Annotated in this window: 20 protein-coding genes and 1 pseudogene; 11 read left to right on the top strand and 10 right to left on the bottom strand. The window is 70.9% G+C overall.

Annotation, left to right across the window (positions count from 1 at the left end; genetic code table 11):
- Positions 1–174: 174 nt before the first annotated feature.
- Both IE178_RS12205 and IE178_RS12200 read left to right on the top strand, forming a co-directional pair.
- Positions 175–1,092 carry an endonuclease/exonuclease/phosphatase family protein gene (locus IE178_RS12205; RefSeq protein ID WP_438874367.1) on the top strand — a complete coding sequence of 306 codons (918 nt, stop codon included), beginning with the start codon at positions 175–177 and terminating at the stop codon, positions 1,090–1,092.
- A 135-nt stretch (positions 1,093–1,227) separates the two neighbouring features.
- Positions 1,228–2,451, top strand: a complete 1,224-nt coding sequence (locus tag IE178_RS12200) for an MFS transporter (RefSeq protein WP_184765464.1) — start codon at positions 1,228–1,230, stop codon at positions 2,449–2,451.
- A gap of 666 nt (positions 2,452–3,117) precedes the next feature.
- Here the strand turns inward: IE178_RS12200 and IE178_RS12195 are convergent.
- From IE178_RS12195 to IE178_RS12185, 3 genes are all read right to left on the bottom strand, one after another.
- Entirely contained in the window at positions 3,118–4,887 is a 1,770-nt protein-coding gene (locus tag IE178_RS12195) for an NAD+ synthase (RefSeq protein WP_193512227.1), read from the bottom strand.
- A 76-nt stretch (positions 4,888–4,963) separates the two neighbouring features.
- Positions 4,964–5,584 carry a DUF305 domain-containing protein gene (locus tag IE178_RS12190; protein ID WP_193512226.1) on the bottom strand — a complete coding sequence of 207 codons (621 nt, stop codon included), beginning with the start codon at positions 5,582–5,584 and terminating at the stop codon, positions 4,964–4,966.
- On the bottom strand, positions 5,581–6,246 hold the full coding sequence (locus IE178_RS12185; protein WP_193512225.1) for a thioredoxin-like domain-containing protein: 666 nt from the start codon (positions 6,244–6,246) through the stop codon (positions 5,581–5,583). Before IE178_RS12185 ends, IE178_RS12190 begins: the two co-directional genes overlap by 4 nt.
- Positions 6,247–6,491: 245 nt before the next feature.
- On the opposite strand from IE178_RS12185, the gene IE178_RS12180 reads away from it, so the two are divergent.
- The 5 genes and pseudogenes from IE178_RS12180 (at position 6,492) to IE178_RS12165 (ending at position 12,033) form a co-directional block, all read left to right on the top strand.
- On the top strand, positions 6,492–6,935 hold the full coding sequence (locus IE178_RS12180; RefSeq protein ID WP_193512224.1) for an RrF2 family transcriptional regulator: 444 nt from the start codon (positions 6,492–6,494) through the stop codon (positions 6,933–6,935).
- Between the two features lie 241 nt (positions 6,936–7,176).
- Positions 7,177–8,538, top strand: a complete 1,362-nt coding sequence (glnA2, locus tag IE178_RS12175; RefSeq protein ID WP_184765469.1) for a gamma-glutamylpolyamine synthetase GlnA2 — start codon at positions 7,177–7,179, stop codon at positions 8,536–8,538.
- A gap of 397 nt (positions 8,539–8,935) precedes the next feature.
- Positions 8,936–9,910: a GNAT family N-acetyltransferase gene (locus tag IE178_RS12170; RefSeq protein ID WP_193512223.1), complete on the top strand. Its 975-nt coding sequence runs from the start codon at positions 8,936–8,938 to the stop codon at positions 9,908–9,910.
- A 46-nt stretch (positions 9,911–9,956) separates the two neighbouring features.
- Positions 9,957–10,124: pseudogene (locus IE178_RS35850) on the top strand (transposase); the annotation flags it as partial.
- A 364-nt stretch (positions 10,125–10,488) separates the two neighbouring features.
- On the top strand, positions 10,489–12,033 hold the full coding sequence (locus IE178_RS12165) for a pectate lyase family protein (RefSeq protein ID WP_193512222.1): 1,545 nt from the start codon (positions 10,489–10,491) through the stop codon (positions 12,031–12,033).
- 321 nt (positions 12,034–12,354) lie between these two features.
- On the opposite strand, the gene IE178_RS12160 is transcribed toward IE178_RS12165, so the two are convergent.
- From IE178_RS12160 to IE178_RS12140, 5 genes are all read right to left on the bottom strand, one after another.
- Entirely contained in the window at positions 12,355–13,053 is a 699-nt protein-coding gene (locus IE178_RS12160) for a DUF3618 domain-containing protein (RefSeq protein ID WP_193512221.1), read from the bottom strand.
- Entirely contained in the window at positions 13,029–13,457 is a 429-nt protein-coding gene (locus IE178_RS12155; RefSeq protein WP_184765473.1) for a phage holin family protein, read from the bottom strand. Before IE178_RS12155 ends, IE178_RS12160 begins: the two co-directional genes overlap by 25 nt.
- A gap of 1 nt (position 13,458) precedes the next feature.
- Positions 13,459–14,082, bottom strand: coding sequence for a hypothetical protein (locus IE178_RS12150; protein WP_193512220.1), 624 nt, complete (start codon positions 14,080–14,082; stop codon positions 13,459–13,461).
- 213 nt (positions 14,083–14,295) lie between these two features.
- Positions 14,296–14,736, bottom strand: a complete 441-nt coding sequence (locus IE178_RS12145; RefSeq protein WP_184765475.1) for a VOC family protein — start codon at positions 14,734–14,736, stop codon at positions 14,296–14,298.
- Positions 14,737–14,765: 29 nt separating this feature from the next.
- On the bottom strand, positions 14,766–15,278 hold the full coding sequence (locus tag IE178_RS12140) for a pyridoxamine 5'-phosphate oxidase family protein (protein WP_193512219.1): 513 nt from the start codon (positions 15,276–15,278) through the stop codon (positions 14,766–14,768).
- A 201-nt stretch (positions 15,279–15,479) separates the two neighbouring features.
- On the opposite strand from IE178_RS12140, the gene IE178_RS12135 reads away from it, so the two are divergent.
- Positions 15,480–18,482 carry a bifunctional [glutamine synthetase] adenylyltransferase/[glutamine synthetase]-adenylyl-L-tyrosine phosphorylase gene (locus IE178_RS12135; protein WP_193512218.1) on the top strand — a complete coding sequence of 1,001 codons (3,003 nt, stop codon included), beginning with the start codon at positions 15,480–15,482 and terminating at the stop codon, positions 18,480–18,482.
- Positions 18,483–18,518: 36 nt separating this feature from the next.
- Here the strand turns inward: IE178_RS12135 and IE178_RS12130 are convergent, their stop codons facing one another.
- Together IE178_RS12130 and IE178_RS12125 are read right to left on the bottom strand one after the other, a co-directional pair.
- Positions 18,519–19,388 carry a phosphatase PAP2 family protein gene (locus IE178_RS12130; RefSeq protein ID WP_184765478.1) on the bottom strand — a complete coding sequence of 290 codons (870 nt, stop codon included), beginning with the start codon at positions 19,386–19,388 and terminating at the stop codon, positions 18,519–18,521.
- A gap of 132 nt (positions 19,389–19,520) precedes the next feature.
- Positions 19,521–20,555: a LacI family DNA-binding transcriptional regulator gene (locus tag IE178_RS12125; protein WP_184765479.1), complete on the bottom strand. Its 1,035-nt coding sequence runs from the start codon at positions 20,553–20,555 to the stop codon at positions 19,521–19,523.
- A gap of 422 nt (positions 20,556–20,977) precedes the next feature.
- Between IE178_RS12125 and IE178_RS12120 the strand changes: the two genes are divergently transcribed.
- The 3 genes from IE178_RS12120 (at position 20,978) to IE178_RS12110 (ending at position 24,275) form a co-directional block, all read left to right on the top strand.
- Entirely contained in the window at positions 20,978–22,249 is a 1,272-nt protein-coding gene (locus IE178_RS12120) for an extracellular solute-binding protein (RefSeq protein ID WP_193512217.1), read from the top strand.
- Between the two features lie 96 nt (positions 22,250–22,345).
- The gene (locus IE178_RS12115; RefSeq protein ID WP_184765481.1) at positions 22,346–23,350 is read left to right on the top strand and encodes a carbohydrate ABC transporter permease; all 1,005 of its coding nucleotides are present in this window, start codon (positions 22,346–22,348) and stop codon (positions 23,348–23,350) included.
- A gap of 13 nt (positions 23,351–23,363) precedes the next feature.
- A complete protein-coding gene (locus tag IE178_RS12110) occupies positions 23,364–24,275 on the top strand; it encodes a sugar ABC transporter permease (RefSeq protein WP_184765482.1) in 912 nt (303 codons plus the stop codon).
- Positions 24,276–24,411: the final 136 nt, after the last annotated feature.

Raw genomic sequence — 24,411 nt, 5'->3', positions numbered from 1 at the left:
AGGGGTGACGGTGTGCACGGCAGGTTGTGAGGCGACGGTATGGCGCAGCAGGCGTACATGACGCAGACGGACAACGGAAGCTCGGGGCCCGAGCCCCGGACCTCCCGGCTTCGGCGCCTGCTCGACCGCCTGAGCCGAGGCTGGCGCGGCGACCGCCGCATCTGGCGCCGCGGCATGGTCCTGGCCGTAGTCGCGGCCCTGCTGGCCCTGGTCATGCTGACGCACTCCCACATCCCGAACGCGATCGGCAACCTGGGCAGCCTGATCGAGACGTTCCTGCCCTGGCTGGGCCTGCTCATCCCCGTCCTGCTCCTGCTCGCCCTGCTCCGCAGGTCGGCGACGGCACTGATCGCGACGGTCCTGCCGGTGGCCGTCTGGCTGAACCTCTTCGGCGGCCTGCTCACCGACAAGACCGCCGCGGGCGGCGACCTCACGGTGGCCACGCACAACGTCAACGCCGACAACCCGGACCCGTCCCGCACCGCCCGGGACGTGGCCGCCTCGGGAGCGGACGTCCTGGCCCTGGAGGAACTGAAGGCGACCGAGGTCCCCACCTACGAGACGGCACTGGCAGGGACGTACGAGTACCACGCGGTGGTGGGAACCGTCGGGCTGTGGAGCAAGTACCCCCTGAGCGACGTGAAGGCCGTCGACATCCGCCTCGGCTGGAAGCGCGCGATGCGCGCCACGGTGACCGCCCCCGCCGGCCAGGTCGCCGTCTACGTCGCCCATCTGCCCTCGGTCCGCGTGAAGCTGGAGGCGGGCTTCACGGCCCGCCAGCGCGACAAGAGCGCCGACGCCCTGGGCGAGGCCATCGCCGCCGAACCCCTGCGCAACGTCGTCCTGCTCGGCGACCTGAACGGCACGATGAACGACCGTGCCCTGACCGCCGTCACCTCCCAGATGCGCTCCACCCAGGGCGCCGTGGGCAGCGGTTTCGGCTTCAGCTGGCCGGCGTCGTTCCCGATGGCGCGGATCGACCAGATCCTGGTCAGGGGCGCCGAACCGGAGAGTTCCTGGACCCTCCCGGCCACGGCGAGCGACCACCTCCCCATCGCCGCCCGTGTGAAGGTCACCACACCAAACGGTTGAAACCCCAGGTCATCCGCCCTCTTTTCCCCTCGTGGAAACCCCTCCGCAACCTGACGGAATACGGAACCCGGGATACTTTGTTCCGCACTTGAACATACAAAGTGCGCTCCACCGTCCCGAAAGGTCCGTAGTTCTATGCCCCTGGCCCTGCTCGCCCTTGCCGTGGGTGCCTTCGGCATCGGTACCACCGAGTTCGTGATGATGGGGCTGCTCCCCGACGTCGCGGACGACCTGGGCATCTCCATCCCCAGCGCGGGCCACCTGGTCTCGGCCTACGCCCTCGGCGTGGTCATCGGTGCCCCGCTGCTCGCCGCCGCGACGGCGAAGCTGCCCCGCCGCACCGTCCTGATCGCCCTCATGGCCCTCTTCGTGGCGGGCAACGCCCTCTCGGCGCTCGCCCCCGACCACGGCTGGCTCCTGGCCGCCCGCTTCCTCAGCGGCCTTCCGCACGGCGCCTTCTTCGGCGTGGGCGCGGTCGTGGCCATGACGATGGCGACCCCGGAACGCAAGGCGCGCTCCGTCTCCCTGATGTTCCTGGGCCTGACCATGGCCAACGTGGCGGGCGTCCCCGTGGCCACCCTCATGGGCCAGCACTTCGGCTGGCGGGCGACCTTCCTCGGCGTGAGCGCCATCGGCCTGGCGGCCATCGCCTCCCTGGCCCTCCTGATCCCCCGCGACCACACCCCCGCCCCGCAGCAGGGCCTGCGCGGCGAACTGGCCACCCTGCGCTCCCTGCCGGTCTGGCTGGCCCTCGGCACGACCGTCGCCGGCTTCGGCGCGCTGTTCGCGGCGTACAGCTACATCACCCCGATGCTCACGGACTCCGCCGGTTACGCCGACACCAGCGTCACGCTGCTGCTCGCCCTCTTCGGCGTCGGCGCCACGGCCGGCAACCTCCTGGGCGGGCGCCTGGCCGACCACTCCCTGCGCGTGACCCTCTTCGGCGGCCTGGCCTCACTGACGGCCATCCTCGCCCTCTTCCCCCTCCTGATGCGCACGGAGATCACCGCCGCGGTGGCCGTGACCCTGCTCGGCACGGCGGCCTTCGCGACGGGCTCGCCCCTCCAGCTGATGGTCATGGAGAAGGCCGCCGCGGCCCCCTCCCTGGCCTCCTCCGCCAACCAGGCGGCCTTCAACCTGGCCAACGCGGGCGGCGCGTGGATCGGCGGCCTGGCCCTGGCAGCCGGCTTCGGCCCGACGTCCCCGGCGGTCGCGGGCGCGCTGCTCTCCGCCTTCGGCATCGGCGTGGCGGCGGTGGCGTACGCGGTGGACCGCGGCGCGAAGCCGGGAACGGGCCGCGAGCGGGTGGTCGCGGGCCATGTGCCGCAGCAGGCGGAGGCCCTGGACGGCGTGAGCTGACACGCCCCGCGTCCCGGCGCGGGGCCTGGCTGGACGCCCGGCGTCGGGTGGGCCGGGGGGTGGTTGCGCAGCCCGGCGTTGGCGGGGTGCCGCCGCGCCCACCCTCCCCCACTCTCGGCTTCGCTTGAGCGGGGGGACCCCCATCGCCCCAGCGGCACGACTGCCCGCAGTGGGCGGCAGTGACTGCCGGCGGTGGGCGGCGGTGGCTGCCGGCGGTGGGCGGCAGTGACTGGCCGCGGTGGGCGGCTGGGGCCGCGTACGGCGCGAAGGGGACGGGGCGGGGGTGTCCGCCCGCAGTGGCTGGCGCGTCCGCACCCCCCGCTTCTCAAGTGACCGATTCCGCGCCAGTCCGAGGACGGACACCCCCGACCCGGCCCCGACCCACCCACCACCCGCAGGCGCTACAGCGGCCCCCACCGAAGCCGCACATGCGCCGCAGGCGGACAACCCGCACCCCCACCGAACCGAACGCCGCACCGCAGGCGGACAACCCGCACCCCCACCGAACCGAACGCCGCACCGCAGGCGGACAACCCGCACCCCCACCGGACGAACGCCGCGCCGCAGGCGGACAACGCGCACCCCCACCGGACGAACGCCGCGCCGCAGGCGGACAACGCGCACCCCCACCGGACCGAACGCCGCGCCGCAGGCATCACCACCGCATCACCCCACCGGAGGCAACTGCTCCCGCCACCCGTTGGTGATCGGCAACCGCCGGTCCTTCCCGAACCCCTTCGGCGAGATCTTCGTCCCCGGCGGATACTGCCGCCGCTTGTACTCCGCCCGGTCCACCATCCGCAGCGTCTTCGTCACCAGCTCCCGGTCGAACCCGGCCGCGACGATCTCGTCCGCCCCCCGGTCCCGGTCCACATACAGCTCCAGGATCGCGTCCAGCACCGGATAGTCCGGCAACGAGTCCGTGTCGACCTGCCCCGGCCGCAACTCCGCACTCGGCGGCTTGGAGATCGAGTTCTCCGGAATCGGCGGCGTCTGCCCCCGCTCCACCGCCGCCCGGTTACGCCACCGCGCCAACCGGAACACCGACGTCTTGTACACGTCCTTGATCGGCCCGTACGCCCCCACGGAGTCCCCGTACAGCGTCGAGTACCCCACCGCCAGCTCCGACTTGTTGCCGGGCGCCAGCACGATGTGCCCCTCCTGGTTGGAGATCGCCATCAGCAGCGTCCCCCGCAGCCGGGACTGCAGATTCTCCTCCGCCAGCCCCGTCAGCCCCAGCGCCCCCATGTACGCGTCGAACATCGGCTCGATCGCCACGGTCCGGAAGTTCAACCCCGTACGCCGCGCCAGCTCCGCCGCATCGTCCTTCGAGTGCCCGGACGAGTACTTCGACGGCATGGACACGCCGTACACGTTCTCGGCGCCCACCGCATCACAGGCGATCGCGGCGACCAACGCCGAGTCGATCCCCCCGGACAACCCGATCAGCACGGACCGGAACCCGTTCTTCGCGACATACGCCCGCAGCCCCACGACCAGTGCGGAGTACACCTCCTCGTCGTCGTCGTCGAGCCGCTCCGCGTACGCACCGCCGAGCTCGGCGTCGTACGCGGGCACCGGCGCCTCCGACAACACCACCCGGTCGATCCGCAACCCGTCGTCCACGACCCCCGTGGGCGCGTCGGCCTCCGCGGCGGGCAGCTCCAGGTCGACGACGACACACGCCTCCGCGAACTGCGGCGCCCGCGCCACGACCTCACCGTCACGGTCGACGACGATCGAGTCCCCGTCGAAGACGAGCTCGTCCTGCCCGCCCATCATCGCGAGGTAGGCGGTCGTGCACCCGGCCTCCTGCGCCCGCTTGCGCACCAGCTCCAGCCGGGTGTCGTCCTTGTCCCGCTCGTACGGCGAGGCGTTGACCGACAGCAGCAGTCCGGCATGCGCCGACCGCGCCGCCGGCACCCGCCCCCCGTCCTGCCACAGGTCCTCACAGATGGCGAGGGCGACGTCGACCCCGCGCACCCGCACCACCGGCATGGTGTCGCCGGGCACGAAGTACCGGAACTCGTCGAAGACGCCGTAGTTCGGCAGGTGGTGCTTGGCGTAGCGCAGCACCACCTCACCCCCGTACAGCACGGCCCCGGCGTTCTGCGGCGCACCGGCCGGCTGCCCGTACTTCGGCTGGGCGGCGGCGCTGCGGTCGAGGTAGCCGACGATCACCGGAAGGTCCCCGAAGCCCTCCTCGGCGAGCCGCGCGGCAAGCGAGCGCAGCGCCGCCCGCGAGGCTTCCACGAAGGACGACCTGAGGGCGAGGTCCTCGACGGGATACCCGGTCAGCGCCATCTCCGGGAACGCCACGAGGTGGGCTCCCTGCTCGGCGGAGTGCCGGGTCCAGCGGATCATCGTTTCGGCGTTGCCGGCGAGGTCACCGACGCTCGAGTCGATCTGATTCAGGGCGAGACGTAGTTGAGGCACGGGCCCAGTGTAATCGTCAAAACGACGCGATGTGCTGGGGGACGGACAGCCGCCCCCCACCCCCGGGGCCGAGCCGTCACTCGCGAGGCGCGGCCCCGCGCTCCCGCAACATCCCCGCCATCAGCTTGATCTCCGACTCCTGCGCCTCGACCATGCCCCGGGCGAGCCGCTTCTCCACGCCGACCTCGCACGCGCGGACACACCCCTGCGCCATGTGCACCCCACCCTTGTGGTGGTCCGTCATGAGCTGCAGATAGAAGACCTCGGCCCGCTCACCACCGAGCGACCCCAGCCGCTTCATCTCGGCGTTCGTCGCCATCCCCGGCATCAGCGCCCCGTCCTTGCCGGAGGCCATGTCGCCCATGCCCATCCAGGTCATCGGCGGCTCGGCGGACACCTTCGGCAGTTCCCACAGATCGAGCCAGCCCAGCAGCATGCCCCGCTGGTTTGCCTGCGTCTGGGCGATGTCGTAGGCGAGCCGCCGGACCTCCTCGTCGTCCGTCCGGTCCCGCACGATGTACGACATCTCGACGGCCTGCTGATGATGCACGGCCATGTCCCGGGCGAACCCGGCGTCCGCGGACCCGGCCGACGGAGTCCCGTCCGACCCCTCGTCCCCGGCCACCGCGTAGGTGATCGCGCCGGCCGCGACGAGCGCCGTCGCCGCGGCCCCCACGATCAGACCCAGCTGCCTCACTTGGACAGCCCGTTGGTACAGGCCGCCCCCGGCTCGGGAGTCTGCTGCCCCTGGACGAACTTCTCGAGGAACGCGTCCACGTCCGGGTCGTCGGCACCGGTCACCGCACGCTGGTGCCCCCAGGCGGTGAGCAGGATCGGGTCCTTCTGGTCGTCGACCGGGCTCATCAGCGTGTACGGCGTCTTCTTCACCTTCGCCGCGAGCGCGTCGACGTCCGCCTTGTCGGCCGAGGCGTTGTACGTCACCCACACCGCGCCGTGCTCCAGCGAGTGGACGGCGTTGGTGTTGTTGATCTCGTCGGTGTAGACGTCCCCGTTGCAGTTCATCCACACGGGGTTGTGGTCACCGCCCACCGGAGGCGAGACGGGGTAGCTCACGGCCTTGGTGACGTGATTGCGCCCCAGCGTGCCCTCCCACTTCCGCACGCCGTCCGTGCCCGTGACGAACTGGCCGGAGTTCTTGGAGTCGCCCGACGCGCTGCTGCCGTCGTCGTCCGACTGCGACTGGACGAGCACCACACCGCCGACGACGAGCCCGGCGACGATCACCACGCTGGCGGCGATGGTGAGGATCCGGGCACGGCGCTCGCGGGCCTTCTCGGCGCGCCGCATCTCCTCTATGCGCGCCGTGCGGGTCGCGCTGCTCTTCTTGGCGGAGCCCATGGGGAGTGTCCTTCGGGGGAGAAGTGTGACGAACGGGTGAGCTGATCGTAATGGGGAAGGAGGACGAGTCGTAGAGGTCTCGTCCATCAGACCGGCATGCACGCGCCTCCGCACCACTCACCGGCACCACTCACCCACCCGCACCACCCACCCGCCTCGCGCACCCGCATACGCGCCTTTTCCGCCCGCCCCCACCCCCCACCAAAAAATTGAACCGTCGATGCGCATTACCTACGCTGCCCGGTATGCGGCTGCTGCGCTCCACCGACCTGGCCCTGCGGGTCCTCATGCGCCTCGCCGTGGCCGGCGAGTCCAACCCGACGACGCGGGACGTCGCGGCGGCGATGGACGTGCCGTACACCCATGCCGCGAAGGTCGTCGCCGAGCTCCAGCACATGGGGCTGCTTACGGCCCGCCGCGGCCGGGGCGGCGGTCTCGCCCTCACGGAGCAGGGCCGCACCGCCTCGGTGGGCGCACTGGTCCGGGCCTTCGAGGGCGAGGGGGACGTCGTCGACTGCGAGGGCACGGCGACCTCGGCCGCCTGCCCGCTGAGCTCCGCCTGCCGGCTGCGCGGCGCCCTGCGCCGGGCCCGGGAGGCGTTCCACGCCTCGCTGGACCCGATCACGGTGGCGGACCTCGTCACGGAACCCACGGGCCCGCTCCTGCTGGGCATCTCTCCGAGACCGTGAGCCGGCGGCTCGCCGAACGTGCCGAAGGGCCGCCCGTTACGGATGCGCGCCCGAGCGGGCAAGATGGGTGCCGGAGCGGTACACCTGTCGTGTGCCAGGCGTTCACGCCGCGGTCAGCCGTCCGATCAAGGTCGGCAACGCGTATGAAACGCTGGTGTGGTGGGATGCTCGGGAGCCCGGCCGCCTCCCGTGGTGCGGGAGCGGACAGGCGGCCTGACCGGCAAGGATGGGGAAGCGGAAGATGGACAAGCAGCAGGAATTCGTGCTCCGGACGTTGGAGGAGCGCGACATCCGGTTCGTGCGCCTGTGGTTCACCGACGTGCTGGGCTTCCTCAAGTCGGTGGCCGTCGCCCCCGCCGAGCTCGAACAGGCGTTTGATGAAGGGATCGGCTTCGACGGCTCCGCCATCGAGGGCTTCGCCCGGGTGTACGAGTCCGACATGATCGCCAAGCCGGACCCGTCGACCTTCCAGGTCCTCCCCTGGCGCGCCGAGGCCCCGGGAACGGCCCGCATGTTCTGCGACATCCTGATGCCGGACGGCTCCCCGTCCTTCGCGGACCCGCGCTACGTCCTCAAGCGTGCCCTCGCCCGCACCTCCGACCTGGGTTTCACCTTCTACACGCACCCGGAGATCGAGTTCTTCCTGCTGAAGAACAAGCCGGTCGACGGCAGCCGGCCGACTCCCGCGGACAACTCCGGCTACTTCGACCACACCCCGCAGAACGTCGGCATGGACTTCCGCCGCCAGGCGATCACCATGCTGGAGTCGATGGGCATCTCGGTGGAGTTCTCCCACCACGAGGGCGCCCCGGGCCAGCAGGAGATCGATCTGCGCTACGCGGACGCGCTCTCGACGGCGGACAACATCATGACGTTCCGCCTGGTCATGAAGCAGGTGGCGCTCGAACAGGGCGTCCAGGCGACCTTCATGCCCAAGCCCTTCTCCGAGCACCCCGGCTCCGGCATGCACACCCACCTGTCCCTCTTCGAGGGCGACCGCAACGCCTTCTACGAGTCCGGCGCGGAGTACCAGCTCTCCAAGGTCGGCCGCTCCTTCATCGCGGGCCTGCTGCGGCACGCGGCGGAGATCTCCGCGGTCACCAACCAGTGGGTCAACTCCTACAAGCGCATCTGGGGCGGCGCGGAGCGCACGGCCGGTGCCGGCGGCGAGGCCCCGTCGTACATCTGCTGGGGCCACAACAACCGCTCGGCCCTGGTCCGCGTGCCCATGTACAAGCCCGGAAAGACCGGCTCGGCCCGGGTGGAGGTCCGCTCCCTCGACTCCGGCGCCAACCCGTACCTGGCGTACGCCCTGCTCCTGGCCGCCGGCCTGAAGGGCATCGAGGAGGGCTACGAACTCCCGCCGGGTGCCGAGGACGACGTCTGGGCCCTCTCCGACGCGGAGCGCCGGGCGCTCGGCATCGAGCCGCTGCCCCAGAACCTGGGCGAGGCGCTGACCCTGATGGAGCGCAGCGACCTGGTCGCCGAGACCCTCGGCGAGCACGTCTTCGACTTCTTCCTGCGCAACAAGAAGCAGGAATGGGAGGAGTACCGCTCCGAGGTCACGGCCTTCGAACTGCGCAAGAACCTTCCGGTGCTGTAACCGCGGGCCGCAGCGGGTTCCTCTGCATTCGGCACATGGGGCCGACGGTCGCGGACCGTCGGCCCCATCGCGTGTCACTGGCCCTGGGCCGCCTCTGGGCCGTCCGGCGCCGGATCGGCGCCCGCGGACAGGCTGTCCACGGCCCTCCGGGTCCGTGCGTCGCTACTCGGCATGAGGTGTGTACGGCCGCCCGGTGACGCTCGCCCGGCTTCGGCGGGAGGATCACTCCGGCCGCGACGAGAGGGCAGTTCCACGCCCGGTCGTTGACGTCGGAAGACGGCCGCCCGGTCGTCGGGGAACGCGACCGCTCGATCCCTGAGGTAGCGCCGGACCGGTCGCTTCGCCCGCGGCGCACGTCCGTGGTGCGATGGAACCGGGGGCGGAAGGGAGAGCGATCATGCCCGCAGCGAAGCGAACGAGTGTCGCCGCCCCGGTGTCGGTCCGCCCGCTGGTCGAGCCGGACCTGGATCGGGCCGACGCGATCTTCAGGGTCGCCTTCGGGACCTTCCTCGGGGCTCCTGAGCCGGAGACGTTCTTCGGGACCGCCGACTATGTCCGCACCCGCTGGGCGGCAGATCCACACGCGGCCTTCGCAGCGACCGTCGGGGGCGAGGTCGTCGGATCGAACTTCGCCGCCAACTGGGGCAGCGTCGGGTTCTTCGGCCCGCTGACCGTGCGTCCGGATCTGTGGGACCAGGGCATCGGCAGGCGCCTCATGGAACCGGTCATGGCCTGCTTCGACACCTGGGAGAACCGCCACCTCGGCCTGTTCACCTTCTCGCACAGTCCCAAGCACCTCGAGCTCTACCGCCGGTACGGTTTCTGGCCCCGATTCCTCACAGCCATCATGAGGAAACAGGTCGCCGTCAGTGCCGCGGTCCCCGGCCGAGTGCTGTACGGCGAGCTGACCGCCGCCGAACGGCCCGACGCACTGAGCCTCAGTCGCGCACTGACGGGGGCCGTGTACGAGGGCCTGAGCCTGGAGCGCGAGATCACGGCCACACAGGCGCAGGGGCTCGGTGACACCATCCTCCTCGAGGGCGCCGACTCCGGCCTCGACGGTCTGGCTGTCTGCCACTGCGGAGCGGGGTCGGAGGCCGGTGAGGACGTGTGCTTCGTCAAATTCGGCGCCGTACGCCCTGGCCCGGACGCCGCGGACCGGTTCGAACGACTGCTGAACGCGTGCGAGCAGCTGGCCACCGAGAAGGGACTGGCACAACTGGACGCCGGAATGAACCTGGCCCACCAGGACGCCTACCGGCGCATGGTCGACCGCGGTTTCCGTACCTGGCTGCAAGGCGTGGCCATGCACAAGCCCAACGAACCTGGCTACAGCCACCCTGACGCCTACGTGATCGACGACTGGCGCTGAGTCCACCGCCATACCCGGCCTTGGACAAGGCCCGATGCCGGTCCGGGACTTGAACACGCACGTCAGTCGCACCCTGCGAGAGTTGATCGCCGCCCGATGACGGCTGACCGTCTACCAGCTGCCGCCATACGCCCCCGAACTCGACCCCGTCGAGGGCGTGTGGTCGCACCTGAAGAGGTCGCCGGCCAACCTCACCAAGCGCGGTTTCGACCAGCGGCCTCCGCCGGGGCGCGGGTGCCCGCGGCCATCCTGGCCCTCTTGGCCGCGGGGCGCCGGCGGTTCAGCAGTTCCCCGCCCCCGCGGCGCAACCGCCCGCGATCCCGCAGGCCTCGACCGAACCGACCGATCCGGTCGGCTGACGCGCTTCTCACTAAACCGGAAGCTAGCTTTCCGTAACTGCGCGGAACCTTGCCAGCCCCTTGGGCGTGGCTCTACTGTCGCGACAACAGAAAGCGCTTTCTCGCCGATGGGTCCGGCCCACCCCGCCGTCCCGCATCGGCTCTACTGACATGCCCATGACAGAAAACTGCAGGTCGGGGCGGAACGCCCGGCACTTGAGGACGGAAGGCGAGACGAGAATGAGACGATCAGTCGCAGTGCGACTCTCCGCGTTAGCGGCCACGGGAGCCCTCGCGGCCGCGACGGGACTGACGCTGTCCACGGCCGAGGCGTCTGCCGCAGCCGCCGGTGCCACCGGCTACGCGACCCAGAATGGCGGAACCACCGGCGGCGCGGGCGGCCAGACGGTCCGCGCCACCACCGGCACCGCGATCCACCAGGCCCTGTGCAACCGGGCCAGCAGCTCCACCCCGATCGTCATCCAGGTCGAGGGCACCATCAACCACGGCAACACCAGCAAGGTGTCGGGCGACAGTTGCAGCACCGCCGCCGGTGTCATCGAGCTCAAGCAGATCAGCAACGTCACGATCGTCGGCGTCGGCAACGGCGCCGTCTTCGATCAACTGGGCATCCACATCCGTGAGTCCCGCAACATCATCATCCAGAACGTGACCATCAGGAACGTCAAGAAGTCGGGCTCGCCCACGTCGAACGGCGGCGACGCCATCGGCATGGAGAGCGGTGTCCGCAACGTCTGGGTCGACCACACCACCCTGGAGGCGTCGGGCGGCGAGTCGGAGGGCTTCGACGGCCTCTTCGACATGAAGAACAACACCCAGTACGTCACGCTGTCCTACAGCACCCTGCGCAACTCCGGCCGTGGCGGGCTGATCGGCTCCAGCGAGAGCGACACCTCGAACGGCTACGTCACGTTCCACCACAACCTGTACGAGAACATCGACTCCCGTACGCCCCTGCTGCGCGGCGGCATCTCGCACATCTACAACAACCACTACAAGAACCTGAACGAGTCCGGCATCAACTCCCGTGCCGGGGCCCGCGCGAAGGTGGACAACAACTACTTCGAGGACTCCAAGGACGTCCTCGGCACGTTCTACACCGACGCGGCCGGCTACTGGCAGGTCAGCGGCAACATCTTCGACAACGTGACCTGGTCCGAGCGCAGCGGCGACCACAACCCGGCCGGTCCCAACCCGACGTCGAACACCTCCGTCAGCATCCCGTACGCCTACACCCTGGACGCCGCCAACTGCGTACCGAGCGTCGTGAGCCAGACGGCGGGCGCCAACAAGGGCCTGAAGGTGTCGGACGGCAGCTGCACGCCGCAGAACCCGGACCCGACCGACCCGGACCCGACCGACCCGGACCCGACGGACCCGGACCCGACCGACCCGCCGAGCGGCACCAACCTCAGTCTCGGCGCCGGCGCCGACGGCACCAGCAAGGCCGACGGGACGAGCTACGGCAACGTGCGCGACGGCAACATGAGCACGTACTGGTCGCCGTCCGGCTCGACCGGTTCCGTCTCGGTCAAGTGGGGTTCCGCCACCACGGTCTCCAAGGTCAACATCCGTGAGGCGGCGGGCTCGGGCGCCATCGGCTCCTACCGCGTCATCAACCACGACACGGGCGCGGTCCTGGCCTCCGGCAGCGGATCGGGCGTCATCGGCTTCGCCCCGACCTCCCTGAAGAAGCTCACCTTCGAGATCACCAGCGCCTCGGGCACCCCGAGGATCGCCGAATTCGAAACGTACGCGAGCTGACACGTACCGGGGGCCGTCCTCGCGGCGGCCCCCGGGCTGAGCCGGTGCCATGCGTCACGGAGCGGGTCCACGCGTTCGACGTGGCCCGGCCGGGCGCCCTGGCGACGGGGGAGTGCCTGTCGAAGGGGCTGGCGATGCCGGTGACCGTGGGCGAGAACCACGGGAACGCGCGGACTTCCAGCCGGACGCGGCCGACAAGCCGGAGCGCGGCCGACGAACCGGAGCGCGGCCGACAAGCCGGAGCGCGGCCGACGAACCGGACGGAGTGAGCCCCGCCTCTGACCCGTGCGGGTGCCGGAGGCGGGGCTCGCTCCGCGTCGCTCAGGCGGGTCCGGAGCGACCGCGGGCCTCGTCCTTGACGCTGCGACCGGAGTCGCGGGCCTGGTCGGTGACCTGGCCTGCCTGGCCGCGGGCCTCGTCCTGGGTGGTGCGGGCAGCCTGCTGCGCGGTGTCCTTCACCTCCGCGGCCGCGGTCTGCGTGGCCTCCTTGGCGCCTTCCTTCAGGTGCTGCGCGGACTCGGTGGCGGCCTGCTTCACCGGCTCCAGCGCCTCGGCGCCGCGCTCCATCAGCTCGGACGCCTTCTGCTGTTCCCGTTCCGAGGCGGGCACCATCGAGGCGGCCAGCAGGCCGACGCCGAAGGCGACAAGGCCGGCGGCCATCGGATTGCCCTGGGTCTGGCGGCGGGCCATCTCGGGTGTCTGCTGGACGGCCTGTCCCGCCTGGCCGGCGGCCTCGCGCGCCGAGTCGGCCGCCCACTCGGTTCCTTCCTGCACCGAACCGGCCGCCGACTGCACCGAGTCGGCCGCCGACCGGGCGGTGCCGGTCATACCGTGCGCCGTGTGCGTAGCGGTGCCCATGACGCGGTCACGGACGCCCGACACCGTGCGGCGCATCCGCGCCTTGCGGCGGTGGGCCATGCGGCGCGGGCTGGCCCGGTCGGCCAGCCGGTCCACGTCCGCGGACAGCTGATTCCGCGTGGCCGCGATCTCGGCCCTCATTTGGTCGGGTGACGTGCCCATTCCGCGTCCTCCTTCAGCGTCTGGACGGTGTGCTCGGGCTTCGGTGAGACGGTGCGCATCTTCGCGCGGCCCTTCTGGAACAGCACGGCCGCGGTCACGGCCCACAGCGCGGCGATGATCAGGGCGGCCCAGCCCTCGTCCATCACACCGGCCAGACCGAACATGGCCGCCAGCGACAGGAACAGCAGGACCATGTAGCCGGCGAACCCGGCACCGCCGTACATCCCGGCGGCCTTGCCCGCCTTGGTGCCCTCCTCCTTGATCTCGACCTTGGCCAGTTCCACCTCCTGGCGGAAGAGGAGCTGGAGGTCCGACGTCACCGAGGACAGCAGCTCGCCCGCGGACCTTTCCTGTACCTGCGGCTCGGCCGAGCGGGCCCGCGACAGCGGTGACATCGTGGCCATCTCACGCCTCCGGGAACGGGCGGCCCGGCGTGCCGGCCGGCGGCGCGCCCGGGGCGGCGGGAACGGGCGGTGCCGGCGGCGTCAGCGCGCCCTGGCCCGGTGCCGCGGTGACCTGCCCCTGCCCGTCTCCGCCGGCCCGGGACGCCGTCTGCGTCACCTTCGCCAGGCGTCCGACGGCCAGTCCGGCCAGCAGCGCGCCGCCGAGGAAGGCGCCGGGGCGGCGCCGGGCGAAGCCCTGGAGGTCGGCGACGAGGCCTTCGACTCCCTGCCGCTCCAGATAGTCGGCGGCCCGCTGCCCCTTGTCGCCGGCACGGGCCGCGAGGCTGCGGGCGGGCGAGTCGCTCTCGGCGTGCGCGGCCAGGCCGGAGAAGTCGTCCGCCCACTGCCGCAGCGTGTCGGCCGCCCGCCTGGCCTGCCCGTCCGCCTCGTCGATCGCACGGCTGCGCAGGTCCTCCATGACCGTGCCGGCCTGCTGCCGCGCCTCACCCACGACGGTCCTGGCCTGATCCGCCGCGGTCCCCGCGACCTGGCCGGCGGCCTGCTTGGCCTGGCCGGCCGTCGCGGAGGTCTCTGCCCTGACCTTCTCTCCAGTGCTCCCGGATCCGGTTCGTGCGGACTCACTCATCGGCGATTTCCCCTCAGTCTCTGCGTACGGCCCGTGCCCCGTGACACGGTGTCCCCGTGACACGGTGTGGACCGGGAGTCGCGCTCCGGGCCGCACACATGGCCGTCCGTTCGCACCCGAGTGGCCATTTGGGGTGGTTTGACACGCAATGAGGGAAATACGTGTGGTGCGGTGAGTGAAGGGTGACTCAAGAGGCGGGACGAGGGAGTCGCTCTACGCCCCCGCCGGATCCCCCAGCACCTTGTGCAGCGGCTCCGCCGCCCGCCTGCGGTACTCCTGGACGGACCAGCCGTTGCCGTCCGGGTCCGTGAAGTACATGAAGGTGGCGCCGTCGGACTCGGTGTACTGGACCGGTTCGGAGACGTCCAGACCCCGTCCGACCAGCTCCGCGTGGGCCGCCTGGATGTCGGCGACGCAGAGCTGGAGCCCCTGGTAGGAACCGGGGGCCGGAGTGGGGCCGGGGGTCATTTTCCACAGGCTGTGGCCGAGGGCGATCGAGCAGCCGGAGCCGGGCGGGGTCAGCTGGACGATGCGCAGGCCCGGCATGACCTCCTGGTCGATGTCGACGTGGAAACCGACCTTGTCCCGGTAGAAGTCCCGGGCCCGGTCGACGTCGCTCACCGGGAGCGGGATCACTTCGAGGGTCATGTCCATGAACTCCGGCTCCTTCGTCGACTTCGGCGTCAGGCGAACCGCCACCTCGTCTGGCTGAACGGCTCACCCTTACCGAAGCCGAAAACGGTCCTCGGCGCCACCGCGTACACGACGGCGTGTCCCGCGCCGTGGTGGAAGTACCCGTCGCGCACCTCGAAGTGCCAGAAACGGCCGTACTTCGCCTCCCACGCCGCCGCCAGGCCGCGCAGTGCGCCGTCGTCGGCGACCCGTACCGCCTCGCCCTCGACCACCAGGTCGTAGCCCCTGTCCCAGGTGTTGGTGCCGGTCGTCAGCACGACATGCGGGTTCTCCGCCAGGTTGCGGGCCTTGCGCTCGTCCGGCCCGGTGCAGAAGTGCAGCGCGCCGTCCGACCAGACGGCCGGGAGCGGGGTCACATGGGGGCGGCCGTCGGGGCGGACCGTGGAGATCCAGAAGAGTTCCGCCTCCGTGAGCAGGCGCCGCGCCTCGGGCCACGGGGGCGCGGTCGCCGCCGGATCGCTGTAGCGCGGGTCGAGGCGGGTCCGGGGTGTCGTGCCGGTCATGTGGTGCCCTCCATCGCTGTTCGGCCGTACGGGCCCTCCATCGCGGTCGGAGCCGTACGTGCGCTTCTTCCGTCCCCCTCCATCAGACCCCGCCCGGCCCCCGAACTCATCGCGGCCGCCCCGGGCCGTCCACCGGTACTCCGGTTAGGCTCATGGCCGTACGACCCTGATCCGAGGCACGAGGCACGAGGGAGGCCGGGGATGACGTCGGCGCCGGGGCGCAGGAGCAGTATCTTCACGCGGCTGCTGCGGCACGGCTTCACCGATCCCTCGGCCGCCGAGCGGCTGCTGGACAGTACCGGGCTGGCCGCCGTGCGCGACGACCCCGTCCTGCTGGACGCCCTCGGCGCCACCGCCGACCCCGATCTCGCGCTGTTCGGGCTGGTACGGCTGCTGGAGGCGCAGAGCGGTGCCACCGCACGCCAGGAGCTGCTGGACACGCTGATAGCGGCCAAGCCGCTGCGGGACCGGCTGCTCGGTGTGCTCGGCGCCTCCGCCGCGCTCGCCGAACACCTGGCCCGGCACCCGAGCGACTGGCAGGCCCTCGTCACCTACGAGCCACGCGACCTGCACCCCGGGATCGAGGAGTTCGAGCGCGGTCTCGCCGACGCCACCGACCCGGTCTCGCTCCGCGTCGCCTACCGGCGCTGTCTGCTGTCCATCGCCGCCCGTGACGTAGGCGGCACGATCGAGGTCGCCCAGACCGCCGCCGAGCTCGCCGACCTCGCCACCGCGACCCTGCGCGCCGCCCTGAAGCTCGCCGGTGCCGCCGCGCCCGAGGACGCCGCCCTGTGCCGGCTCGCGGTGATCGCGATGGGCAAGTGCGGGGGACACGAACTCAACTACGTCTCCGACGTCGACGTGATCTTCGTGGGCGAGGCCGTCGACGGGGGAGACGAGGGCAAGGCGCTGCGCGCCGCCACCCGGCTGGCCTCGCACATGATGCGGATCTGCTCCGAGACCACCGTCGAGGGCTCCATCTGGCCCGTCGACGCCAATCTGCGCCCGGAGGGCCGCAACGGCCCGCTGGTGCGCACCCTCGCCTCCCACCTCGCCTACTACCAGCGCTGGGCCAAGACCTGGGAGTTCCAGGCGCTGCTGAAGGCCCGCCCGGTCGCCGGCGACCCGGCCCTCGGCGAGGAGTACATCGCCGCGCTCCAGCCGCTGGTGTGGCAGGCCGCCGAGCGGGAGAACTTCGTCGCCGACGTGCAGAAGATGCGCCGCCGGGTGGTGGAGACCATCCCCGCCGCCGAGATCGACCGGCAGCTGAAGCTGGGGCCGGGCGGTCTGCGGGACGTCGAGTTCGCGGTGCAGCTGCTCCAGCTGGTGCACGGCCGCGCCGACGCCTCCCTGCGCAGCGGCACCACCCTCGACGCGCTGAAGGCCCTCGCCGCCGGCGGCTACGTCGGCCGCGCGGACGCCGCCCAGCTCGACGACGCCTACCGCTTCCTGCGCTCCATGGAGCACCGCATCCAGCTCTACCGGCTGCGCCGCACCCACCTCGTCCCCGAGGACGAGGCCGACCTGCGGCGTCTGGGCCGCTCCCTCGACCTGCGCACCGACCCGGTCGCGACACTGAACCGGGAGTGGCGGCGGCACGCCTCCGTCGTACGGCGGCTGCACGAGAAGCTGTTCTACCGGCCGCTGCTCGACGCCGTCGCCGCGCTCGCCCCCGGTGAGGCCCGGCTCAGCGCGGAGGCGGCACGGGAACGCCTGGTCGCCCTCGGATACGCCGACCCGGCCGCCGCGCTGCGCCACCTGGAGGCGCTGGCGTCCGGCGTCACCCGCAAGGCCGCCATCCAGCGCACCCTGCTGCCCGTGCTGCTCGGCTGGTTCGCGGACTCCGCCGACCCGGACGCCGGGCTGCTGAACTTCCGCAAGGTCTCCGACGCGCTCGGCAAGACCCCCTGGTATCTGCGGCTGCTGCGCGACGAGGGAGCCGCCGCCGAGAACCTGGCCCGGGTCCTGTCCGCCGGCCGGCTCGCCCCGGACCTGCTGATGCGCGCCCCCGAGGCGGTCGCGCTGCTCGGCGACGGGGACGGCGGGGGACTCACCGTGCGCTCCCGCGCCCATCTGGAGCAGGAGATCCTGGCCGGCGTCGGCCGCGCCGACAACGCCGTCCAGGGCGTCACGGCCGCCCGGGGGGTGCGCCGCCGCGAGCTGTTCCGTACGTCCGCCGCCGACATCGTCGGCTCCTACGGCACCGAGTCCCAGCCCGCCGAGGCCGACCAGGGCGCACTGGTGGACCTGGTCGGCGGCGCGGTGTCCGACCTGACGGCCGCCACCCTCGCCGGCACCCTGCGCGCCGTGGTCCGGCAGGGCTGGGGGGACACGCTCCCCACCCGGTTCGCGGTCATCGGCATGGGCCGTTTCGGCGGGCACGAACTGGGCTACGGCTCCGACGCGGACGTCCTGTTCGTGCACGAGCCGCGCGACGGCGTGGACGAGCGGGAGGCGTCCGAGGCGGCCAACAAGGTCGTCTCCGAGATGCGCCGGCTGCTCCAGATCCCCAGCGCCGACCCGCCCCTGCTCATCGACGCCGACCTGCGCCCGGAGGGCAAGTCGGGCCCGCTGGTGCGCACGCTGAAGTCGTACGAGGCGTACTACCGGCGCTGGTCGCTGGTGTGGGAGCGGCACGCGCTGCTGCGCGCCGAGCCCGTCGCCGGGGACGAGGACCTGGGCCGCCGCTTCATCGAGATGATCGACCCGCTGCGCTACCCGGCCGCCGGGCTCGGCGACGAGGCGGTCCGTGAGATCCGGCGGCTGAAGGCCCGTATGGAGTCCGAACGGATGCCGCGCGGGGCCGACCCCAAGCTGCACGCCAAGCTCGGCCCGGGCGGGCTGTCCGACGTGGAGTGGACCGTGCAGCTGCTCCAGCTGCGGCACGGCGCGCGGGAGCCGGGCCTGCGCACCACCAGGACGCGTCAGGCGCTGGCCGCCGCCCGCGCGGCCGGGCTGCTCTCCGAGGAGGACGCCGGCATCCTCGACGAGGCATGGGTGCTGGCCACCCGGGTCCGCAACGCGGTGATGCTGGTCCGGGGCCGGGCGGGGGACACCTTCCCCAGCGTGCCCCGGGAACTGGGGGCCGTCGGCCGTTACCTGGGCTACGGCCCCGGCCACGCGGGCGACATGCTCGACGCGTACCGGCGTACGGCACGCAGGGCGCGGGGTGTGGTGGAGGAGCTGTTCTACGGGGGGTTGTAGCGTCCCGGTCCCCCGAAGGGCATGGCGCGCCGCCCGTCATCCCTGTTTCGGCAGCGGGATCGGGCCCGGCTCCCGTTCCTCCCGGCCGGGCACCAGCCTCGGCAGGGCGTACGGCAGGCTGCCGTACCAGAGCCGTGCGACCCCGTAGCCGAAGGCGAGGCAGAGGACGCCGCCCACCGCGTCCAGCCAGAAGTGGTTGGCGGTGGCGACGATGACCACCAGCGTGGCCACCGGGTACACCATGCCCAGGACGCGCACCCACGGGACCGTGGCCAGCGCGAAGAGCGTCAGGCCGCACCAGACCGACCAGCCGATGTGCATCGACGGCATCGCGGCGTACTGGTTGGACATGTTCTTCAGATCGCCGGAGGCCATCGAACCCCAGGTCTCGTGCACCAGGACGGTGTCGATGAAGTCCTGGCCGTTCATCAGGCGCGGCGGGGCCAGCGGATACAGGTAGTAGCCGACCAGGGCGATGCCGGTGGTGGTGAAGAGGACCAGCCGGGTCGCCGCGTAACGGCCGGGATGACTACGGTAGAGCCACACCAGGACACCCAGCGTCACCACGAAGTGCAGCGTGGCGTAGTAGTAGTTCATGCCGACGACGAGCCAAGTCACCGAGTTCACGGCGTGGTTGACGGACTCCTCGAACGCCGTGCCGAGTTGGTGCTCCAGCCGCCAGATCCAGTCGGCGTTGCGCAGCGCCTCGGTCCGCTGTTCGGGCACGGCGTTGCGCACGAGCGAGTACGTCCAGTAACTCACCGCGATGAGCAGGATCTCGAACCACAGCCGGGGCCGGCGAGGGGCGCGCGGGCGGCGCAGGAACGTCCGCCCCGTCTCGTCCGCGACGGGGTTGCGAACAGCCTCTTCCCGGCCGTCCAGCGTTGTCACGGTCGTGTCACCCATAGGCACAGAGTCTGCCAGAAAAGACCCACCCCTCAGATCCTCCCCCGGTCGGGACCGACCCGCATGTTTTCCCCCGGGGACGGGCGGGCCGTCTCCTACCGTGGCAGTGCGCGGAAGGTCGTTTCCTCCACCCTAGGGACGACTCCGGTCCCCAGGAGCCGACGCGGTCGAACCGCGCACCACCAGTTCCGGCATGAACACGAACTCGCTGTGCGGTGCGGGCGTTCCGCCGATCTCCTCCAGCAGGGTGCGCACCGCGGCCTGGCCCATCGCCGGGACCGGCTTGCGGACCGTGGTCAGCGGCGGGTCGGTGAACGCGATCAGCGGGGAGTCGTCGAAGCCGACCACCGAGATGTCCTTCGGCACGTCCAGGCCGCGCTGCCGCGCCGCCCGTATCGCGCCCAGCGCCATCATGTCGCTCGCGCACACCACCGCCGTGCAGTCGCGGTCCATGAGCGCGGTCGCGGCGGCCTGGCCGCCCTCCAGGGTGTAGAGGGAGTGCTGGATCAGCTCGGTCTCGACCGTCTCCGCGCTCAGGCCCAGCTGGTCCTGCACGGTGCGGACGAAACCCTCGATCTTGCGCTGGACCGGCACGAAACGCTTCGGCCCGAGCGCCAGTCCGATGCGGGTGTGGCCGAGGGAGGCGAGGTGGGTGACCGCGAGGGCCATCGCCGCCCGGTCGTCGGGGGAGATGAAGGGCGCCTGCACCTTCGGCGAGAAGCCGTCCACGAGCACGAACGGCACGCCCTGGGCGCGCAGTCGCTCGTAGCGCTGCGTGTCGGCGGTGGTGTCCGCGTGCAGCCCGGAGACGTAGATGATGCCGGCCACCCCGCGGTCCACCAGCATCTCCGTCAGCTCGTCCTCCGTCGACCCGCCCGGGGTCTGGGTGGCGAGCACCGGGGTGTAGCCCTGGCGGGTCAGCGCCTGCCCGATGACCTGGGCCAGCGCCGGGAAGATCGGGTTCTCCAGCTCCGGGGTGATCAGACCGACCAGGCCCTCGCTGCGCTGCCGCAGCCGCACCGGGCGCTCGTAGCCCAGGACGTCGAGGGCGGCGAGCACGGACTGGCGGGTGGTGGCGGCGACGCCCGGCTTGCCGTTGAGGACGCGGCTGACGGTCGCCTCGCTCACCCCCGCCTGAGCGGCGATATCGGAAAGCCTTGTGGTCACAGGACTGGACTGTAGCGGCCGGGTCTCGCCGTGCACACCGATCGGACGCCTGGTGCGCGCCGTCGAACGGCCCGCTGCGGGCTGCTGGGTCATCGCGATCCCTCAAGTCGTGGTCGGCGTCCGGTTCGCAAGGGATGATTCCCCCGGCGGCAACGGATGGCAAGTCCTTGCAGAGTCTTGCACAACTGTCCGAACCCCCGCCGTACGGGCGGAAACCCGGGGTTCCGGGCGGTCGGGGCAGGTCACGGCGGCATAACTCTCGGCGTTGCTTGCAAAACTTTTCTGCAAGGTCTTTCGAATCGGTTCCATCGCTGTTACGTTCACGTCGCCCGGCGGCCGCAACGGCGCAGTCGGCAAGTCGGCGGGAGCGGCAGACGGGGCCGCGCCCGCACCACTCGGGCTTTCACCCTCAAGGAGAACTCATGCGGCGTGGCATAGCGGCCACCGCGCTGGTGGCGTCCCTCGCCCTCGCGGCGACGGCCTGCGGCGGAGACAGCGACAGCGGCGACAAGGCCGGCGGCCCGGTCACCATCACCTGGTGGGACACCTCCAACGCGACCAACGAGGCGCCGACGTACCAGGCCCTGGTCAAGGAGTTCGAGGCCGCCAACAAGGACATCAAGGTCAAGTACGTCAACGTCCCCTTCGACCAGGCGCAGAACAAGTTCGACACCGCCGCCGGTTCCAAGGGTGCCCCCGATGTGCTGCGCTCCGAGGTCGGCTGGACCCCCGCCTTCGCCAAGAAGGGCTTCTTCGTCCCGCTGGACGGCACCGAGGCCCTCGCCGACCAGGACAAGTTCCAGCCCAACCTGATCGAGCAGGCCAAGTACGAGGGCAAGACCTACGGCGTCCCGTTCACCACGGACACCCTGGCCTTCGTCTACAACAAGGAACTGTTCGAGAAGGCCGGCGTCGAGGCCCCCAAGACCTGGGACGACCTGAAGAAGGCCGCCGCCACCATCAAGGACAAGACCGGCGTCGACGGCTACTGGGGCTCCACCGCGGGCTACTACGCCCAGCCGTTCCTCTACGGCGAGGGCACCGACATGGTCGACGCCGACGCCAGGAAGGTCACCGTGAAGTCGCCGGAGGCCGAGAAGGCGTACGGCACCTGGCTGGACCTCTTCGACGGCAAGGGCCTGCACAAGGCCGACACCACCGCCGACGCCTACGCCCACATCCAGGACGCGTTCGTCAACGGCAAGGTCGCCTCGATCATCCAGGGCCCGTGGGAGATCACCAACTTCTACAAGGGCTCCGCGTTCAAGGACAAGAACAACCTCGGCATCGCCACCGTCCCGGCCGGCTCCACCGGCAAGGCGGGCGCCCCGACCGGCGGCCACAACCTCTCCGTCTACGCCGGCTCCACCGAGGACAAGCAGCAGGCCGCGCTGAAGTTCGTGAACTTCATGACCTCGGCCAAGGCGCAGGAGACCATCGCGCTGGAGAACTCCACGCTCCCCACGCGCGACGACGCCTACACCGACAAGGTCAGGACCGACCCGGGCATCGCCGGCTACCAGACGGTCCTCCCGGCCGCGCAGCCGCGTCCGGCCCTGCCCGAGTACAGCTCGCTGTGGGGTCCGATGGACGACGAGCTGCCCCAGATCGCGGGCGGCAAGGAGTCCCTGGACAAGGGGCTCGGTGACGCGGAGACCGCGATCGCCAAGCTGGTGCCGGACTTCAGCAAGTAACCCCGTGCGGCCGCCGGATCCGCTTCCAGGAGGGGAGGGTCCGGCGGTCGCCGGCCTGTGTGCCGTACTCCTTGATCATCCAGAAGGTGCCGAACCATGACAGTCGCCATCGACCGCGCGACCGGCAAGCGCCGCGGTGACCGCGCGCCCCGGCCCGGGCCGGTCCGCCGTATGAAGCGCAGTTTCGACAAGCACTGGTACGCCTACGTCATGATCGCGCCGGTGGCCGTCGTGCTCGGCGTCCTCGTGCTGTACCCCCTGGGGTACGGCCTCTATCTCACGCTCACCGACGCCAACAGCCTCAACGCGGCCCGCACCATCGGCGTCAACGAGATCGAGGCCACCTACAAGTTCATCGGTCTGGACAACTACGCCGACATCCTGTGGGGCGAGACCGCCTACGACCGCTTCTGGTCGCACTTCATCTGGACGATCGTGTGGACGGCCGCCTGTGTCGCCCTGCACTACGGCATCGGCCTGGGCCTCGCCCTGCTGCTCAACCAGAAGCTGCGGGGCCGCACCCTCTACCGGCTGCTCCTGATCCTGCCGTGGGCCGTGCCGACCTTCGTCACCGTCTTCGGCTGGCGCTTCATGCTCGCCGACGCGGGCATCATCAACTCCGGCCTGGACGCCCTGGGCCTGCCGACACCGCTGTGGCTGGAGGACACCTTCTGGCAGCGGTTCGCCGCGATCATGGTCAACACCTGGTGCGGTGTGCCGTTCATGATGGTCTCCCTGCTCGGAGGCCTGCAGTCCATCGACGCCAGCCTGTACGAGGCGGCCGAGATGGACGGCGCCAACGCCTGGCAGCGGTTCCGCCACGTCACCCTGCCCGGCCTGCGCTCGGTCAGCTCCACCGTGGTGCTGCTCGGCATCATCTGGACGTTCAACCAGTTCGCCGTCATCTTCCTGCTGTTCGGCAACACCGCCCCGGACGCGCAGATCCTCGTGACCTGGGCCTACCAGCTCGGCTTCGGGCAGCAGCCGCGCGACTTCGCGCAGTCCGCGGCCTACGGCATGCTGCTGCTGGCCATCCTGGTCGTCTTCACCTCCTTCTACCGCCGCTGGCTGAACCGCAATGAGCAGCAGCTCGCGATCTGAGGCAGGAGTCCCCATGAGCACCACCACCGTCACCACCACTGCTCCGGCGGACCGGCCTGCCGACGAGAAGACCCCGCCCCGCGCGACGCGCCGGCGCGGCGAGGGCAGCCCTCTGGCCCGTCTCACCTCGCACGGTGTGCTGATCGTGGCCAGCGCGATCGCGCTGTTCCCGGTCGCCTGGCTGGTCTTCCTGTCCCTCGGCCCCGACAAGGACGACTATCTGCGTCCCGGCGGCATCTGGGGCAAGATGACGCTGGACAACTACACGTTCGTCCTGCAGAACACGAACTTCTTCGACTGGCTGAAGAGCTCGCTGATCGTCTCGCTCGGGACCACGGTCATCGGCGTCCTGGTCGCCGCCACCACCGGCTACGCGGTCTCCCGCATGCGTTTCCCGGGCTACAAGAAGTTCATGTGGGTGCTCCTGGTCACCCAGATGTTCCCGGTGGCCGTCCTGATGGTGCCGATGTACCAGATCCTCTCGGACCTGCGGCTCATCGACAGCTACCTTGGACTCATCCTCGTCTACTGCTCGACGGCGGTGCCCTACTGCGCCTGGCTGATGAAGGGCTACTTCGACACCATCCCGTTCGAGATCGACGAGGCGGGACGGGTCGACGGGCTGACCCCCATCGGCACGTTCGCACGGCTGATCCTGCCGCTCGCCAAGCCGGGTCTGGCGGTCGCCGCGTTCTACAGCTTCATCACCGCGTTCGGCGAGGTCGCCTTCGCCACGACGTTCATGCTCGACGACGAGAAGTACACGCTCGCCGTCGGTCTGCAGAGCTTCGTCAGCGAGCACGACGCACAGCGCAACCTCATGGCCGCCACCGCGGTCCTGATCGCGATACCGGTCTCCGCGTTCTTCTACCTCGTGCAGAAGAACCTGGTCACCGGCCTCACCGCCGGCGGCACGAAGGGCTGACCCCCTTCGCGTCAGCGACTCCCGCGTGCCTGACTCGCGCGGGTGGGCGGCCGCGGTGTCCATCCGACCCCGCTGTCACCGCGGCCGCCCTGTCCCACAGCCGCCCCTCCACTCGCCTTCCCGACCGAAACTCGTA

The sequence above is a fragment of the Streptomyces griseoloalbus genome, from assembly GCA_014650015.1.
Classification (GTDB): domain Bacteria; phylum Actinomycetota; class Actinomycetes; order Streptomycetales; family Streptomycetaceae; genus Streptomyces; species Streptomyces griseoloalbus.
The sequence above is the reverse complement of the archived record's forward strand: the minus strand, read 5'-3'. Positions and strand labels throughout refer to the sequence as shown.

What these genes read in the sequence shown, in the direction of transcription:
- IE178_RS12205 (WP_438874367.1), top strand. Translation starts at nt 175, where the DNA reads ATGGTCCTGGCCGTAGTCGCGGCCCTGCTGGCCCTGGTCATGCTGACG.
- IE178_RS12200 (WP_184765464.1), top strand. Translation starts at nt 1,228, where the DNA reads ATGCCCCTGGCCCTGCTCGCCCTTGCCGTGGGTGCCTTCGGCATCGGT.
- IE178_RS12185 (WP_193512225.1), bottom strand. Translation starts at nt 6,246, where the DNA reads ATGGGCTCCGCCAAGAAGAGCAGCGCGACCCGCACGGCGCGCATAGAG.
- IE178_RS12180 (WP_193512224.1), top strand. Translation starts at nt 6,492, where the DNA reads ATGCGGCTGCTGCGCTCCACCGACCTGGCCCTGCGGGTCCTCATGCGC.
- glnA2 (WP_184765469.1), top strand. Translation starts at nt 7,177, where the DNA reads ATGGACAAGCAGCAGGAATTCGTGCTCCGGACGTTGGAGGAGCGCGAC.
- IE178_RS12170 (WP_193512223.1), top strand. Translation starts at nt 8,936, where the DNA reads ATGCCCGCAGCGAAGCGAACGAGTGTCGCCGCCCCGGTGTCGGTCCGC.
- IE178_RS12165 (WP_193512222.1), top strand. Translation starts at nt 10,489, where the DNA reads ATGAGACGATCAGTCGCAGTGCGACTCTCCGCGTTAGCGGCCACGGGA.
- IE178_RS12160 (WP_193512221.1), bottom strand. Translation starts at nt 13,053, where the DNA reads ATGGGCACGTCACCCGACCAAATGAGGGCCGAGATCGCGGCCACGCGG.
- IE178_RS12155 (WP_184765473.1), bottom strand. Translation starts at nt 13,457, where the DNA reads ATGGCCACGATGTCACCGCTGTCGCGGGCCCGCTCGGCCGAGCCGCAG.
- IE178_RS12150 (WP_193512220.1), bottom strand. Translation starts at nt 14,082, where the DNA reads ATGAGTGAGTCCGCACGAACCGGATCCGGGAGCACTGGAGAGAAGGTC.
- IE178_RS12145 (WP_184765475.1), bottom strand. Translation starts at nt 14,736, where the DNA reads ATGGACATGACCCTCGAAGTGATCCCGCTCCCGGTGAGCGACGTCGAC.
- IE178_RS12140 (WP_193512219.1), bottom strand. Translation starts at nt 15,278, where the DNA reads ATGACCGGCACGACACCCCGGACCCGCCTCGACCCGCGCTACAGCGAT.
- IE178_RS12135 (WP_193512218.1), top strand. Translation starts at nt 15,480, where the DNA reads ATGACGTCGGCGCCGGGGCGCAGGAGCAGTATCTTCACGCGGCTGCTG.
- IE178_RS12130 (WP_184765478.1), bottom strand. Translation starts at nt 19,388, where the DNA reads ATGGGTGACACGACCGTGACAACGCTGGACGGCCGGGAAGAGGCTGTT.
- IE178_RS12120 (WP_193512217.1), top strand. Translation starts at nt 20,978, where the DNA reads ATGCGGCGTGGCATAGCGGCCACCGCGCTGGTGGCGTCCCTCGCCCTC.
- IE178_RS12115 (WP_184765481.1), top strand. Translation starts at nt 22,346, where the DNA reads ATGACAGTCGCCATCGACCGCGCGACCGGCAAGCGCCGCGGTGACCGC.
- IE178_RS12110 (WP_184765482.1), top strand. Translation starts at nt 23,364, where the DNA reads ATGAGCACCACCACCGTCACCACCACTGCTCCGGCGGACCGGCCTGCC.